Raw genomic sequence first — 13,832 nt, forward strand, 5'->3', positions numbered from 1 at the left:
GGGGAAGCGGGCTCAGGCGCGCCAGTCCAGCAATTGTTCGATGGCATCCAGGTCGAAGACCGGAATACCCAGGCTTGTGCTCACGTCCAGGCGTTCGCGGTAGGCATCGTCGATGAAGATCGAGCGCTCCCGCTGGCCGATGGCCCGGCTCTTCGGCGTGCCGTCCTGGAGGTGGATGATCTCGGCGAAGATCTCCGGCGCTATCCGGTACCGCGCCAGGGTCTCGCGCGGACAGCCGGCATGGCGGGTGATCAGCACGATCTCCACGCCCTTGGCCAGCCACTGGTAGAGCAGCGCCATCAGCAGGGCGTTGACCGCACCGCGCAGGATCAGCGTGTCGTCGAGGTCGAGATAGACCCGGTCGAAGTCCAGCTCCACCTTGAAGCAGTTCTTCAGGGCCCGGTCCATCTGGATCGGGTACCGCTGGGCGATCACCGAGAAGGCCAGCCCCGAGTAGGCATACAGGCTCAGCAAGGGGTAGTTGATCCCCAGGTTGCGGGACAGGCCCATGGAGCCCGCCGTGCGCGGCGCGACTTCGAGCAGCTTGAGGCGGCCATCGCGGGCCCGCTTGACCTGGAAGAACCAGCCGCCCTTGAAGCGGAAGGCTTCGGCGATGCAGGCGGCAATGGCGTCCACCTCGGCGCCCAGCTCGATCGGCCGGGTACGCACGCTGATGCCCGACTTGACCCGCGCACGCTCACGGGGAGACGCCTTGAGCAGCACGCCCTGCCCATCGGAAATGCAGTCGACCGTGAATTCCTCGCCCGGCAGGTATTCGGAGAACACGTACTCGATGCCGCTGTCCAGCAACTGCTGGTGGCGAGACGCGTCGCGAACCAGCTCGACGCCCTGGGAGCCCTGCCCCACCGCCGGCTTGGCGAATATCGGATAGTTCGATGCCAGGCCCGACACCGCGTCGGGCACGAAGTCGCAACCGGCGAAGTGGGCATAGGTGGCGTTCTTGTTGCGGCAGATGCGCGCCAGCTCCACCTCGGGCACCGTGGCCCTGGCGGCAAGCCGCCCCTGTTCCTCGGCCAGCTTGAGGATCACGCTGTCGTGGGCCGGCACCACCAGGTCGATCTGCCATTCGCCGATCAGGCGGTTCAGTTGCGGGATGAATTCATCCGAATCCACATGGGCGTCGATCTGCCGGTAGCGGGCATACACGAACTCGCCGTGGTCGGATACCGACGAAACACCGTACAGCTCGACGTCCTTGGCGTACTTCAGCGCCGAGTGGATCTCCAGCCCGATCTCCGAGCCACAGGGAAAAACCAGGACCTTAATCGTCACGTGCGTCACCAAATACGGCCTGGACCACGCGGCGCGCAACCTGACCATCGTTCAAGGAACAGAAGCGCTGCTGGAACTCGCGATAGCGCGGCGCATATTCCCTGGCTACCGCGTCCAGCTCGCCGAGCAAACCGACCAGGCCTTCGGTGGTGGCGGTCACCGGGCCGGGAAGGTCCTCGTGCACATCGAGGTAGAAGCCGCGGATAGCCGACGCGTAGAGCTCCAGGTCATAGCAGTAGAAGAGGATGGGCCGGCCGGTCACAGCGAAGTCGAAGAACACCGAGGAGTAGTCGGTGACCAGGACATCCGCGAGCATGCACAGCTCGTTGACATCATCCAGGTGCGACATGTCCCGGACATTGGCCGGCAAGGCGGCATGGTCCAGGGTCTCGGCCACCAGGTGATGAGCCTTGATCAGCAGCATCTGGTCGTCGGCAAGGCCAGCGGACAGCGTGGCCAGGTCCAGCTGCAGGTCGAAGGCGTGCTGCCAGGCACCGATGGCCTTGTGGTCCCGCCAGGTGGGCGCGTAGAGGATGAAGCGCTTGCCCTCCGGCAGACCGAGGCGCCTGGCCAGCGCAGCGCTGTCCGGCGCCGGGTCCAGCAACGGATCGGTGAGCGGATAGCCCAGCTCCAGGACCTCCCCCGGATAGCGGAAGGCGCGCTTGAAGACCTCGGTGGAGTAGGCGTTTTCGCTCAGCAACAGGCTCCAGGAACGGGATTCCCGGTAGAAGTTGTCGCGGGCATCGACTTCCGGCCCGCTGACCTCGATGTCGAACGACAGCCGTTTCAGCGGCGTGCCGTGCCAGGCCTGCAGGTAGACGGTTTCCGGCTTGCGCCCATGCACCGGGAAAATGACGTTGTTCACCCGGTAGCGGGCCTGCGCCAGCAGCCGGTAGTAGTCCGGCGAACCGCGCCTGACCACCTGCGGATCGCCGGGGATCGCCTGGTCGCCGTTGTAGGACCAGACGCAGCGCAGGTCCGGGCGCGAACGGCGCAGCTCTTCGTAGATGTAGCGCGGATTGCCCGAGTAGCTCTTGCCGAGGAAGCTCTCGAAGATCACCAGGTTCTCGTCCAGCGGCAGGTCCGCCAGGTAACCGGCGAAGGCCTGCTTGGCGTTCTCCCCGGCGGTGACCCGGCCATGGAGCTCCAGGGGCGCGGCATAAAACACCAGGGAGCTGGCGCTGTCGCTCAGGTAGGTCGACAGGCCCCGCTCGGCCAGCGCCTCGTTGAAGAAGTGACGGGGCGTCTCGCCACCCGGATGCCGGCCCAGCAGCTGGGTCTCCAGTCGCTCACCATTGTCCAGGGTAGCTTCCAGCCTGACGTCCCAGCGGGTTTCATCGTCGCCGAACAGTTCCAGTGGCAGCCGGGCTTCGAAGCCCGAGGCGCCACGGCTGCAGGTGAAGGCGGCGATCACCTTGGCGCGCCGCCCCACCACCAGCAGGCGGCAAGCCTGGACCGCGCTGGCGTCGCTGGCGTTGACGGTCAGGCACAGCACCTCGCCCTCGCGCCGAATACCGTCGGGGACGGGAATCGACAGGAGCAGCGCGGGATGGTGTTGAACGCTGCTATTCATCCAAGATCGCCCTTCAGCGCCTTCAACAGGCTCAGGATGTTGGAGATCTGGCGGTCGTCGGCCAGGATGCTGGCCAGCGATTCGCGCAGCTCGGTGGAGGAAACCCCACGGGTACGGTCCAGGTAGACGACCTGGCAGTGGGCTTTCAGATGATCGAACTTGCCGTTCCAGTCATTGCCCATGACGAAGGTATCGACCTTGTGTTCGCGGATGTCGTCGGGCTTCTGCTCCCAGGACTGCTCCGGGATCACCAGGTCGACGCAGTCCAGCGATTCGATGATTTCCTTGCGCTCGGCATAGGGAATCAGCGCCTTCTTGCCTTTCAGGCGATTGAACTCGTCGGTGGACACCGCGACTATCGTGCGCTCGCCCAGTTCGCGCATGCGCTTGAGCAGGCGCAGATGGCCGATATGAAACATATCGAAGGTGCCATAGGTGATGACTGTTCCCAGCGCTGACTTGCCCATTTGCGAACCACCTGTGGAAAGTTCGGCGGGCTCGCCCCGCCGGTTGACGTTGTCAGGTCCCATCAATCCCGAGTCTCGTTCCAGTAGCTGGATCTCACGATGCTGTCGGCATCGGGCTTGAAGTACGGCTCGTCGAAGGACAGATGCGGACGCTCCCAGGCGATATCCCGGCGCACCAACCGCGCCGGTGTTCCGACGGCGATGCAGTTGTTCGGCAGCCGGCTCTTCACCAGGCTGTCCATGCCGATCACCGTGCCCTCGCCTATGTCGGCACCACCCAGGACCTTGGCGTTGTAGCCGAGCCAGACGTGATTGCCGATCAGGATGTCCCGCGCGATGTTGATGCGTTTGCCGGTGTGCACATCGAAGATCGGGTGGGCATCATCCGTGCGCAGCTGGTTCCCCGAGGCGAACATGCAGTCCTCGCCTATGGTCACCGAGGCCATCTCGCTGGCGTCGATGAAGCAGTGGGCCGTGCAGGTGACGTTGCGGCCGATGACCACCCGACTCCCCTGCCCTATCCGCACCAGCCCCTTGAACGCGTTGTCCCAGTCGTTGCGGCCCAGCTCGAAGTAGCCCTCGGAGCAGTTGAACTCCAGCGACAGCCGGTTGACGCGTGACGCCGGGTCTATGACCACCCGGTTGTTGGAGCCGCGGAACATGACCTTGACGCCCGGCAGGAACGTCGGACAGTGGATGCGGTTACCGCGCGCATCTTCATAGTCTCGTGCGCCTTCCAGGATCACTGCGTCTTGCATGGCTTCACTCGGTTCCGGCGGGATTACAGCTTGTTGAACAGGCTCAGCGAAGCGATCTTCACATAGCTCTGCTGCGACGCTTCGAGGATGATCGACTGGAAGCTCAGCCGCGATAGCGCCTCGGAGTAGTCCAGCTCGCGCAGGTCGGCCTGCACGGACTGGTTCACCAGGGTCACGTCTTCGTTGTCGGTGAGGGTGGACTCGACCACGTTCAGGCGCGCACCGATTTCGCCACGCACCGAGTCGACCACGGTCATGCCGTTGTCCAGGTTGGTCAGGGACTCGGCCACGGCGTCACGGACGACCTTGTTGCCGGCCGGCGTATCCGTCGAATTCTCGAGGGCCATGCGCAGGTTGGCGATGGTGTCGAGGATGCCCTGCTTCTGCTGGTTGGGCTTGGCCGTGACGTCGATTGTCTCACCGCCCACGGGCAGGCCATCGAACTTGATGTTGACGCCGCGGAACACCACCTGGTCGGCGGTGGTGGCATCGGTATCGATGGCGCCACTGCCCAGTACCGGGGTGGTGGTCCCCATCGCGAAGATTTCATAGCTGTTGGCGTCGGGGTTGCCGAATACGATCTGCACGCCGGCATCGGGGAACGGCGGGTTGCCGGAGAAGGAAACCTCGTCCTGCACCAGCGCTGCCGAAGGGCTCAGGGTGGAGCCGGCGGGGCTGTTGGTCAGGGTGCTACCCAGCCTTCCCGCGTTGATCACGTTCTCGAACACGCGCTTGCCGTTGTCGCTGATGGGCAGTTGCAGGGAGCTCGCCACCTGCAGCTTGCGCTGGCCCTCGTCGCCTTCATAGCTGTAGCTGCCGTCGGCATTGCGCACGAAGGGCTGGGTCTTGCCCTGGAAGCCGGAGAAGATGTACTCGCCCCGCGCGTTGCGGGTGTTCATCAGGCTCAGCAGTTCGTCCTCGCGCTCCTTGAGTTCGGCGGCGATGGCCTTGCGGTCCTCGGTGCTCAGGGCGCCGTTGCCGGCCTCCCCCGCCAGTTCGCGCACACGCTGGAGCACGGTGTTCACCGAATTCAGCGTCACTTCTTCCTGGTTCAGGCTGTTCTGGGCGGCGGTCAGGTTGGAGTTGTACTGGTCCAGCACACCCTGCTGCTGGTCCAGCTGCAGGAGACGGACCGACGCCACCGGATCGTCCGCCGGCGTGAGGATGCGGTTGCCGGTGCTGATCTGTTCCTGGGTCTTGGTGACGTTCGCGTAGTTCCGCTGCAGGCCCGCCACGCCATTGTTGTATTGCTGGATAGTGGAAATTCGCATGGCTGGCTCCGTTAGCGGAAGGTGCTCATCAAGGTATCGAACAGGCTGCGCGCAACTTGAATCACCTGCGACGAAGCGTTGTAGTACTGCTCGAACTTGATCAGGTTGGCCGCTTCCTCATCCAGGCTCACCGCCGAGAGCGAGTCACGATTGTCCGTGGCCTGCTTGAGGATCGCCGTGCTGGCTTCGCTGTCCACTCGCGCCTGGGCGGTCAGGGTGCCCACCCGCTCCACCAGGTCCCCGTAGCTGTCGGAGAAGCTGGAACCGGTGCCACCCACCAGGGCGTCGACACCGACCGCGGCCTTGGTCTGCAAGTCCACCAGCTTGAGGGCGTTGCGGTTGTCGGAAACACCGTTGGTGCTCATGGCGAGACTGAAATTGTCGCCGGTTTCCGCCCGTCCGCTGAAGCTCTGGCTGATCTGGTACTCCTGCGTGGTGGCAGGGGTCCCCGTGGTGACCGAAATGGTGTAGCTCAGCTGGTTGGTCTGCCCTGGCGTCACGCTCAGGGTGCCCGAAGTCGGCTGGGTGATGGTCACGCCGGGCGGCAGGCCGGAAAAGCTCAGGCTCCCCGGCGTGCCCGCCGTGTAGTTCATGGTGATCGACGAAATCGCCGCCAGGTGCGCCTGACTCATGGGGGTCAGGGTATTGGTGATGCTGGGCTGGCCGATCGCGCCGGTGCCCTTGTTCTGCACGTTCGCTTCCGAATGCAGGGGCGCGGCGAAGGCCAGCTGGTCCGCCTGGTCCAGCACCGCACTGATGTCCTTGGCGCCGGTGCGCGTGGGCTGCAGCACGAACTTGTCACCGGTGGTGGGCGGCGGCACGCCGAGGGCGATCTGGAATCCCTGGTCACGGCCGGCGCTGTCCTTGATGGTCAGCGTGCCGGACGGAGTGCTGTCGCTGACGACCATTTCCTGGTTGTCGCTCAAGCGGCGCACCGAGTAGGGCGGCGTCGCCGAGGCGTTGTACTCCATCTGGTAGTCGCTGGTGGTGAGCAGGCTGGTATTGGTGATGTTCAGGGCCGGCTGGGCATTGCTGTTGCCGGCGAAGGCCTTCACCCGCAGCGCCGCGAGGGCCGGGTCGTTGAAGTTGCCGAACAGGGCCGCCCCCACCTGCCCTTTCAGGTCGAGGCCCTGGCCGAGCTGGGTGTTGACCTGGTCGCTGATGGACATGGCCAGGCGGCCCAGGGTATTGAGGCTGGCATCGAGGGTCTCGGTGCGGTAGCGAATCAGGCCGCCCAGTTCTCCACCGCTGAGCAGCGACGTGACGCCCTGGCGAGAATCACCGCTGACGAACTCCAGCTCGAAACGGCTGGGGTCACCCTTGCCGGGCACCGCTTCGAGGCGGTTGGCCGAGTTGCCCACCACCAGTGGCTGGCCGGTGCCGACGAAGATGCTCTGGGTGCCGTCGCTCTGGGGCACCACGCTCACGCCCACGTAGGTGGACAGTTGGCGGATCGCCTCGTCGCGGGAGTCCAGCAGGTCGTTCGGCACCTGGCCATTGGACGAGGCGACAGCGATGGCGTCGTTGAGGCTGGCGATGGAACCGGCCAGGCGGTTCACCTGGTCCGCCACCGACGCCATCTGTTTGTTCAGCGAGTCGTTCTGCGCGTTCAACCGATCGGAGACGGTGTTGAAGCGACGGGCCAGGCCCTCGGCCTCGGACAGCACCAACTGCCGCGCCGGCATGTTGGCGGGGTCCTCGGCGGCGGTCTGCATGGCGGCGAAGAAGCTCTTCAGCGACGGGGTGATGCCGGTGGTGGTGCCGGACAGCAACGAGTCGAGCTGGTCGATCTGGCTCTTGTAGGCATCCACGTCACTGCTCAGCGACGTGGTGTTGCGCAGCTGCGCGGTGAGGAACTCGCTGTAGCTGCGACGGATATCCGTCAGGCTGACGCCGCTGCCGATATAGCCCGAGCCGGAGAACTGCGGCAGGTTGGTCGACTGGGTCGCGCTCTGCCGGGTGAAACCGGGCGTATTGACGTTGGAGATGTTGTGGCCGGTGACGGTCAGCTGCGACTGGCTCACGCGCAGCCCCGACAGGCCAATGTTTAGTAGGTCAGCCATGACTCAGCCTCATATCCTTCTGGTCGGGCCATCGACGCTGGCGACGGCTTGGTAGATCTGCATGCCGCGAGCGATCTGGGTGATCTTGCGGGCGTATTGCGGGTCGGTGGCGTAGCCGGCCTTCTGCAGTTCGCGGACGAACTGCTCGGGTTTCTCGGCCGAATCCAGCGCCTTGTCGTAGCGGGAGTTGTTCTGCAGGAAGCTCACGTAGTCGTGGAAGCTCTGCTCGAAGGAGTCGTATGAGCGGAACGACGCCGCCTCCTTCACCGCCTTGCCGCCCTTGTATTCGGTGGTCAGCGTGCGCGCGGACTCGCCGTCCCAGCCCTTGTGGGCCTTGATGCCGAACAGGTTGTGGCTGCTGTCGCCGTCGGCCTCGCGGATGATCGACTTGCCCCAGCCGGTTTCCAGGGCGGCTTGCGCCACCAGGTAGCGGGGGTCGACGCCGATGCGCTCGGCGGCCTTCTCGGCCATCGGCAACAGGGTCTCGATGAACTCGTCACGCGAGGCGAAGCGGCGCTTGCTGGTGCCCTTGGCGCCGTCGGCGGCCTCGACGCCCACGGCTTCACGCTCGGGCGCGCCGTAGCTCTGGGCGGCGCTCCAGTCCTTGGCGGCAAGCGAAGTACCGGCGGTCTGTTCGGGGGACGGCACGATGCCGGCCGCCTGGCGGTCGGCGAGCTTGCCCGGCAGGGCGAGGCGGCGCAGGTTGATCAGGCGCGAATCGTCGCGCACCGCGACGCTGGACTCGTCGCCCTTTGCCGCCTGCTTGCTGCCCTGGGCCGGCCAGTTGGCCTGGACGCCGGACTGCACCTGGGCGAAGGGATTGGGACCGGTGGACTTGTTGGTCTTGGACAGCTGGCGGGCCAGCACATCGGCCAGGCCGACACCGCCCTGCTTGGACAGGGTCAGGGCGAGCTGCTGGTCGTGCATTTCCTGGTAGGTCTTGGTCTCGTTGCTGTTCAGGTAGTTGCCTTCGGAGAAGGCTTCACCGGCCTGGCGCATGGACTTCATCATTTCGTTGAGGAACAGCGACTCGAATTCCTGGGCCACCTTGCGGATGTTGCCCTCGCTGTCACGCTCCTTGCCGGCCTTGAACTGGCTGAGGCGATTCAGGTCGGTGTAGGCGCCGCTGTCGACGGTGGAGCCGGAGGCGAGACCTGAGGAGAGTTTCGAATTCATCGCCCGTCCTCAGATCACGATCAGGTCGGCTTGCAGCGCGCCGGCCTGCTTCAACGCTTCGAGAATGGCCATCAGGTCGGACGGCGCCGCGCCCACCTGGTTGACCGCACGCACGATCTCGTCGAGGGTGGTGCCCGGACCGAACTTGAACATCGGCTTGGCTTCCTGCTCGGCGCTGACCTTCGAGCGCGGCACGACCGCGGTCTGGCCACCGGAGAAGGCTTCCGGCTGGCTGACGATGGGGTCCTCGGTGATGGTGACGGTGAGGCTGCCATGGGTGACGGCGGCCGGCTGCACGCGCACGTTCTGGCCGATCACGATGGTGCCGGTGCGGGAGTTGATGATGACCTTGGCCACGGCCTGGCCGGCTTCGATCTCCAGGTTCTCGATCACCGAGAGGTAGTCCACCCGCTGGTTCGGGTCCAGCGGCGCGCTGACCCGCACGGAGCCGCCGTCGATGGCCTGGGCGACGCCGGGGCCGAGCAGTTCGTTGAGCTTGTCGACGATGTTCTTGGCGGTGGTGAAGTCCGGGCGGTTGAGGTTCAGGGTCAGGGAATTGCCCTGCTCGAAACCGCTCGGCACCGGACGCTCCACCGTCGCGCCGGAAGGAATGCGGCCGGAGGACGGAACGTTGACGGTGATCCGCGAGCCGTCGCTGCCCTCGGCGTCGAAGCCGCCCACCACCAGGTTGCCCTGGGCGATGGCGTAGACGTTGCCGTCGATACCCTTGAGCGGGCTCATCAGCAGGCTGCCGCCACGCAGGCTCTTGGCGTTGCCGATGGAGGAGATGGTCACGTCGATGACCTGGCCGGGCTTGGCGAAGGGCGGCAGGTCGGCATGGATGGACACCGCCGCGACGTTCTTCAGCTGCACGTTGCCGACGTTGGCCGGCACCTTGATGCCGAACTGCGCCAGCATGTTGTTGAAGGTCTGCAGGGTGAAGGGCGTCTGGGTGGTCTGGTCACCGGTGCCGTTCAGGCCAACCACCAGGCCGTAGCCGATCAGCTGGTTGGTCCGTACGCCCTGGATGCTCGCCAGGTCCTTCAGGCGCTCGGCCTGGGCCACGCCTGCGGCGAGCAGCAGGCAGAGGGCGGTGATCAGTCGCTTCATGGTCGGTCTCATCAGAACGGGAACAGCGGGCTCATGAAGAACCGGTCGAACCAGCCGGGCTGGCTGGCGTCGGCGAAGGCGCCGGTGCCGGAATAGGTGATGCGTGCGTCGGCCACCCGGGTGGACGGCACGGTGTTGTCGGTGCCGATGTCGTCGGCGCGGACCATGCCGGCGATGCGCACCAGCTCGTCGCCGGTGTTCAGGGTCAGCCACTTCTCGCCGCGCACCGCGAGGATGCCGTTGGGCAGCACTTCGGAAACGGTGACGGTGATGGAGCCGGACAGGCTGTTGCTCTGCCCCGCCTTGGAGTCGCCCTTGGTGTCGCGGGAGGCGTTGTATTCGGCGTCCAGGGACAGGCGCGCGGCGTCCAGCGGATTGAGGCCGCCATTGGGGTTGTTCACCGACACGCCGCCGCCGAACAGCGAGGTCAGGCCGATGTTGGCGTTGCTGTCCTTCTGGATCTGCGAGTTGGCGTTCTTGCTGGCCTGGGTGCGCTCGTTGAGGGTGATGGTGATGATGTCACCCACGCGGTAGGCCTTGCGGTCGTCGTAGAGGTTGGTCTCGAAACCGGCCTGGTAGATCGCGCCGTTGCTCTGTGCGGCGGGCAGCGGGGTACGCGGCAGCACGGGCGCATAGTAGGGATCGTTCGGTCGCGGCGCAGGTTGCACACAGCCCTGGATGAGGGCGACTCCGAGCAGCGGGAGAAGAATGATCAGCCGGTTCATGACAACTACCTCAGGGCGTTACAGGTTCTGCGTGACGAAAGCGAGCATCTGGTCAGCGGTGGAGATGACCTTGGAGTTCATCTCGTAGGCGCGCTGGGTGGTGATCATGTTCACCAGCTCCTCGACCACGCTGACGTTGGAGTTTTCCAGGGTGTTCTGCTGCACCACGCCCAGGCCGGCGAGGCCCGGCGTACCGACTTGCGGGGCGCCGCTGGCGGAGGTTTCCAGGAACAGGTTGTTGCCGATGGCCTGCAGGCCGCCGTAGTTGACGAAGTCGGCGGTCTGGATGTTGCCGATGATCTGTGCTGCGGGGTTGCCGGTGGTGGTCACCGAGACGGTGCCGTCTTCGCCCACGGTGAAGGTCTGCACTTCGGCGGGCAGGACGATGGCCGGCTCCAGGGCGAAGCCCTGGGAGGTGACGATCTGGCCGTCGGAGTTCAGGTGGAAACTGCCGTCGCGGGAGTAGGCGACCGTGCCGTCGGGCATCAGCACCTGGAAGAAGCCGCGGCCGTTGATGGCCATGTCCAGCGGCTGCTCGGTGGTCTGCAGGCTGCCCTGGGTGAAGATCTTCTGGGTGCCGGCGATGCGCACACCGGTACCCAGCTGCAGGCCGGTGGGCAGCTCGCTGTCCTGGCTGGTCTGGCCGCCCGGCTGGCGACGGATCTGGTACAGCAGGTCCTCGAACTCGGCGCGATCGCGCTTGAAGCCCGTGGTCGAAACGTTCGCCAGGTTGTTGGAAATGGTGGTCAGGTTCATGTCCTGGGCGGACAGGCCGGTCTTGCTGACCCAGAGTGCCGGAAGCATCTATTTCTCCTCGGGCGCCGGAATCATGGCGCCGCGTACTGGTGATTAGCTGAACTGCAAGACCCGCGCCATTGCCGCGGAATTATCTTCAGCGGTGCGCATCATCTTCACGGAAAGCTCGAACTGGCGGGACAGCGAGAGGATCGCCGTCATCTCTTCCACGGCGTTGACGTTGCTCGCCTCGATGAAGCCGGAGGTCACCTGGACATTGGCGTCGGCCGCGGCCGGCGGCTGGTTGTCCTTGAGGCGGATCATGCCGTCGGTGCCTTTCTCCAGCTGCTTGGGGTCGGGGTTGACCAGTTTGATGCGGTCCACCTCGGCCACCACGTTGGGAGCCTCGCCCAGGGCGCGGACGCTGATGGTGCCGTCCTGGCCGATCTCCACCTTCTGCTCCGGCGGAATGGCGATGGGACCGGCATTGCCCATGACCGGCAAACCATTGCCGGTACGCAGCTGGCCGAGGGCATCGATCTGCAGGCTGCCGGTACGTACATAGGCTTCACCACCATCGGGGGCCTGCACGGCGATCCAGCCCTCCCCTTTCACGGCCACGTCCAGGTCACGACCGGTTTCCTGCAGGGCGCCGGGGGTGAAGTCGGTGCCGGGGCGCTCGGTCATGGCGTAGACCCGCGACGGGAAAGTGTCGCCGAACACCGGCATGGAACGCGCCTGCTCGAAGTCGCGGCGGAAACCCGAAGTGGAAATGTTCGCCAGGTTGTTGGCGTGGGCGCGCTGGGCCAGGGAGTTCTGGCTGGCTCCGCTCATCGCGACATAAAGCATCTTGTCCATGAATTTCTCCGAGTGGGCGTTGCCGCCCTTGGCTCTTTGCAAGCTATCCAGCAAGCGTCGTGCCAATGTCGAAACTCAATTACAAGCCATTGAATTAAAAGGAATTTACAGAAAAGAAAAAGGCCCTTTGCAGGGCCTTGTCAAACCGCTGGCGGCTAGCGGCTGCCGCCAGCGGCAAGGGGATTTGCCGCTTGTAGGAGCGAATTCATTCGCGATGCAGGTCGAAGACCTGCCAATCCGGACCTGGGCCGGCTGCGCCGACCAATCGCGATTGAAATCGCTCCTACAGATGGATGCAGAAACGGATGAGCTCGCGAGCTAGAGCCAGGCTAGGCGAAAGTGGCCCGAGGAAGCGGAGTTTACGACTGTAAATGAGCATTCCTCGGGTCAGTTTCAACAACGCATGGCCGACGCGCAGCCACTCATCAACGCAGGTTGATGATGGTCTGGGTGACGGCGTCTTCGGTCTGGATGGTCTTGGCGTTGGCCTGGTAGTTGCGCTGGGCGACGATCAGGTTCACCAGCTGGTCCGACAGTTCGACGTTGGAGTCTTCCAGGGCGCCGGCCTGCAGGGCGCCCAGGGTGCCGGAGCGCGGGGTGCCGACCACCGGCTCGCCGGACTCGAAGGACTGCACCCAGCCGGTCTTGCCCACCGGGGTCAGGCCCTGGACGTTGGCGAAGTTGGCCAGGATCACCTGGCCCTGCACCTTGGACTGGCCGTTGGTGTAGCGGGCGAAGATCACCCCGGTGTCGTCGATTTCCAGGCCCGCCAGCTGGCCGGTGGTGTAGCCGTCCTGGCTGATGCTGTTCACCGCGAAGGTGCTGGAATATTGGGTGGAGCCGCGAATATCGATGCTGATGCCGCCGGCGTTGGCGGTGGCGCCGTTGCCCGACCAGTTCGCCGGCGTACCGCCATCGGAAACGGCGGGCACCCAGTCGTCGAGGGTCATCAGGCCGGTGGCCGGGTCGTAGTTCAGTTCACCGCCCGCCGCCATGCCGGCCGTGTCCAGGCTGCCGTCGGCATTGAACAGCAGGTTGGTGGTGTGCGGGTCGGTGCTGGTCGGGTCGGACGGGTTACGCCCATCCACCAGCACGGCCATGCTCCAGTTGTTGGTCACCGGCGGCGTCGCGGCCGGGTCGGAGTTGTTGATGAAGTACTGGGTCATGACGTGGGCATTGCCCTGGGAGTCATAGATGTTGACCGAGGTGGACGACGTGTAGGTGGTCGGATCGGCCGGGTCGAACGGGGTGTTGGTCGGCGCCTTGGTGGTGGAGTTCAGGTTGAACTTCTGCGCCACCTGGGTAGTGGCCTTGGGCGCCTGGTTCGACGACTCGATGCGCAGGTCGCTGACCACGCCGTTCTGCAGGTTGCCGTTGCCGTCCACGCCATAGCCCTGCAGGCGGTAACCGAAGTTGTTGGTGATGTAGCCGTTGCGGTCGGTACCGAAGTAGCCGGCACGGGTATAGCTGATCTCACCGTTGTTGCTGGTCTGGAAGAAGCCGTTGCCGTTGATGGCCAGGTCCAGGGCGTTCTGGGTGTAGTTGATGTTGCCCTGGTTGAACAGCTGGGACACGTCCCCCAGCGTCACGCCGCTGCCCTGGGCGTTCTTGCCGGTGCCGAGCACCGAGGCGGCATAGACGTCGGCGAACTCCGCACGGGACTGCTTGAAGCCCGCGGTACCGGCGTTGGCGATGTTGTTGCCGGTGACGTTGAGATCGCTGGTCGCGGCTCGCAGGCCGCTGAGACCGATGTTGAACGCCATTTCTTATCTCCTTTGCCGGTGCTTCCCGGCGTTCTGAACC

The 13,832-nt window shown here is 64.9% G+C and carries 13 protein-coding genes; 1 reads left to right on the top strand and 12 read right to left on the bottom strand.

The window, feature by feature from the left end; all coding sequences use genetic code 11:
• Nucleotides 1-12: 12 nt before the first annotated feature.
• From PCA10_RS19960 to flgF, 11 genes are all read right to left on the bottom strand, one after another.
• Nucleotides 13-1,293 carry an ATP-grasp domain-containing protein gene (locus PCA10_RS19960; protein ID WP_016493883.1) on the bottom strand — a complete coding sequence of 427 codons (1,281 nt, stop codon included), beginning with the start codon at nucleotides 1,291-1,293 and terminating at the stop codon, nucleotides 13-15.
• On the bottom strand, nucleotides 1,283-2,866 hold the full coding sequence (locus PCA10_RS19965) for a CDP-glycerol glycerophosphotransferase family protein (protein ID WP_016493884.1): 1,584 nt from the start codon (nucleotides 2,864-2,866) through the stop codon (nucleotides 1,283-1,285). The genes PCA10_RS19960 and PCA10_RS19965 overlap by 11 nt, the downstream gene beginning before the upstream one ends.
• Complete coding sequence (locus PCA10_RS19970) at nucleotides 2,863-3,333, bottom strand: adenylyltransferase/cytidyltransferase family protein (protein WP_041770374.1); 471 nt, start codon at nucleotides 3,331-3,333, stop codon at nucleotides 2,863-2,865. The genes PCA10_RS19965 and PCA10_RS19970 overlap by 4 nt, the downstream gene beginning before the upstream one ends.
• A 62-nt stretch (nucleotides 3,334-3,395) precedes the next feature.
• Nucleotides 3,396-4,091, bottom strand: coding sequence for an acyltransferase (locus PCA10_RS19975; RefSeq protein ID WP_016493886.1), 696 nt, complete (start codon nucleotides 4,089-4,091; stop codon nucleotides 3,396-3,398).
• A 23-nt stretch (nucleotides 4,092-4,114) separates the two neighbouring features.
• Nucleotides 4,115-5,362: a flagellar hook-associated protein FlgL gene (gene flgL / locus PCA10_RS19980; RefSeq protein WP_016493887.1), complete on the bottom strand. Its 1,248-nt coding sequence runs from the start codon at nucleotides 5,360-5,362 to the stop codon at nucleotides 4,115-4,117.
• A gap of 11 nt (nucleotides 5,363-5,373) precedes the next feature.
• Complete coding sequence (gene flgK, locus PCA10_RS19985) at nucleotides 5,374-7,425, bottom strand: flagellar hook-associated protein FlgK (RefSeq protein WP_016493888.1); 2,052 nt, start codon at nucleotides 7,423-7,425, stop codon at nucleotides 5,374-5,376.
• Between the two features lie 9 nt (nucleotides 7,426-7,434).
• On the bottom strand, nucleotides 7,435-8,601 hold the full coding sequence (gene flgJ / locus PCA10_RS19990) for a flagellar assembly peptidoglycan hydrolase FlgJ (protein ID WP_016493889.1): 1,167 nt from the start codon (nucleotides 8,599-8,601) through the stop codon (nucleotides 7,435-7,437).
• Nucleotides 8,602-8,610: 9 nt separating this feature from the next.
• On the bottom strand, nucleotides 8,611-9,711 hold the full coding sequence (locus PCA10_RS19995; RefSeq protein WP_016493890.1) for a flagellar basal body P-ring protein FlgI: 1,101 nt from the start codon (nucleotides 9,709-9,711) through the stop codon (nucleotides 8,611-8,613).
• A gap of 11 nt (nucleotides 9,712-9,722) precedes the next feature.
• Nucleotides 9,723-10,436 (bottom strand): flagellar basal body L-ring protein FlgH, encoded by a 714-nt coding sequence (gene flgH / locus PCA10_RS20000; protein ID WP_016493891.1) that lies wholly within the window; start codon nucleotides 10,434-10,436, stop codon nucleotides 9,723-9,725.
• An 18-nt stretch (nucleotides 10,437-10,454) separates the two neighbouring features.
• Nucleotides 10,455-11,240, bottom strand: a complete 786-nt coding sequence (gene flgG / locus PCA10_RS20005; protein ID WP_016493892.1) for a flagellar basal-body rod protein FlgG — start codon at nucleotides 11,238-11,240, stop codon at nucleotides 10,455-10,457.
• A gap of 45 nt (nucleotides 11,241-11,285) precedes the next feature.
• On the bottom strand, nucleotides 11,286-12,029 hold the full coding sequence (flgF, locus tag PCA10_RS20010) for a flagellar basal-body rod protein FlgF (protein ID WP_016493893.1): 744 nt from the start codon (nucleotides 12,027-12,029) through the stop codon (nucleotides 11,286-11,288).
• Here flgF and PCA10_RS30445 point away from each other — a divergent pair.
• On the top strand, nucleotides 12,028-12,351 hold the full coding sequence (locus PCA10_RS30445) for a hypothetical protein (protein ID WP_016493894.1): 324 nt from the start codon (nucleotides 12,028-12,030) through the stop codon (nucleotides 12,349-12,351). The two genes, flgF and PCA10_RS30445, sit on opposite strands and share 2 nt — an antisense overlap.
• Before the next feature lie 103 nt (nucleotides 12,352-12,454).
• On the opposite strand, the gene flgE is transcribed toward PCA10_RS30445, so the two are convergent.
• Nucleotides 12,455-13,792, bottom strand: coding sequence for a flagellar hook protein FlgE (flgE, locus tag PCA10_RS20015; protein WP_016493895.1), 1,338 nt, complete (start codon nucleotides 13,790-13,792; stop codon nucleotides 12,455-12,457).
• Nucleotides 13,793-13,832: the final 40 nt, after the last annotated feature.

This window comes from Pseudomonas resinovorans NBRC 106553, assembly GCF_000412695.1.
Taxonomy (GTDB): domain Bacteria; phylum Pseudomonadota; class Gammaproteobacteria; order Pseudomonadales; family Pseudomonadaceae; genus Metapseudomonas; species Metapseudomonas resinovorans_A.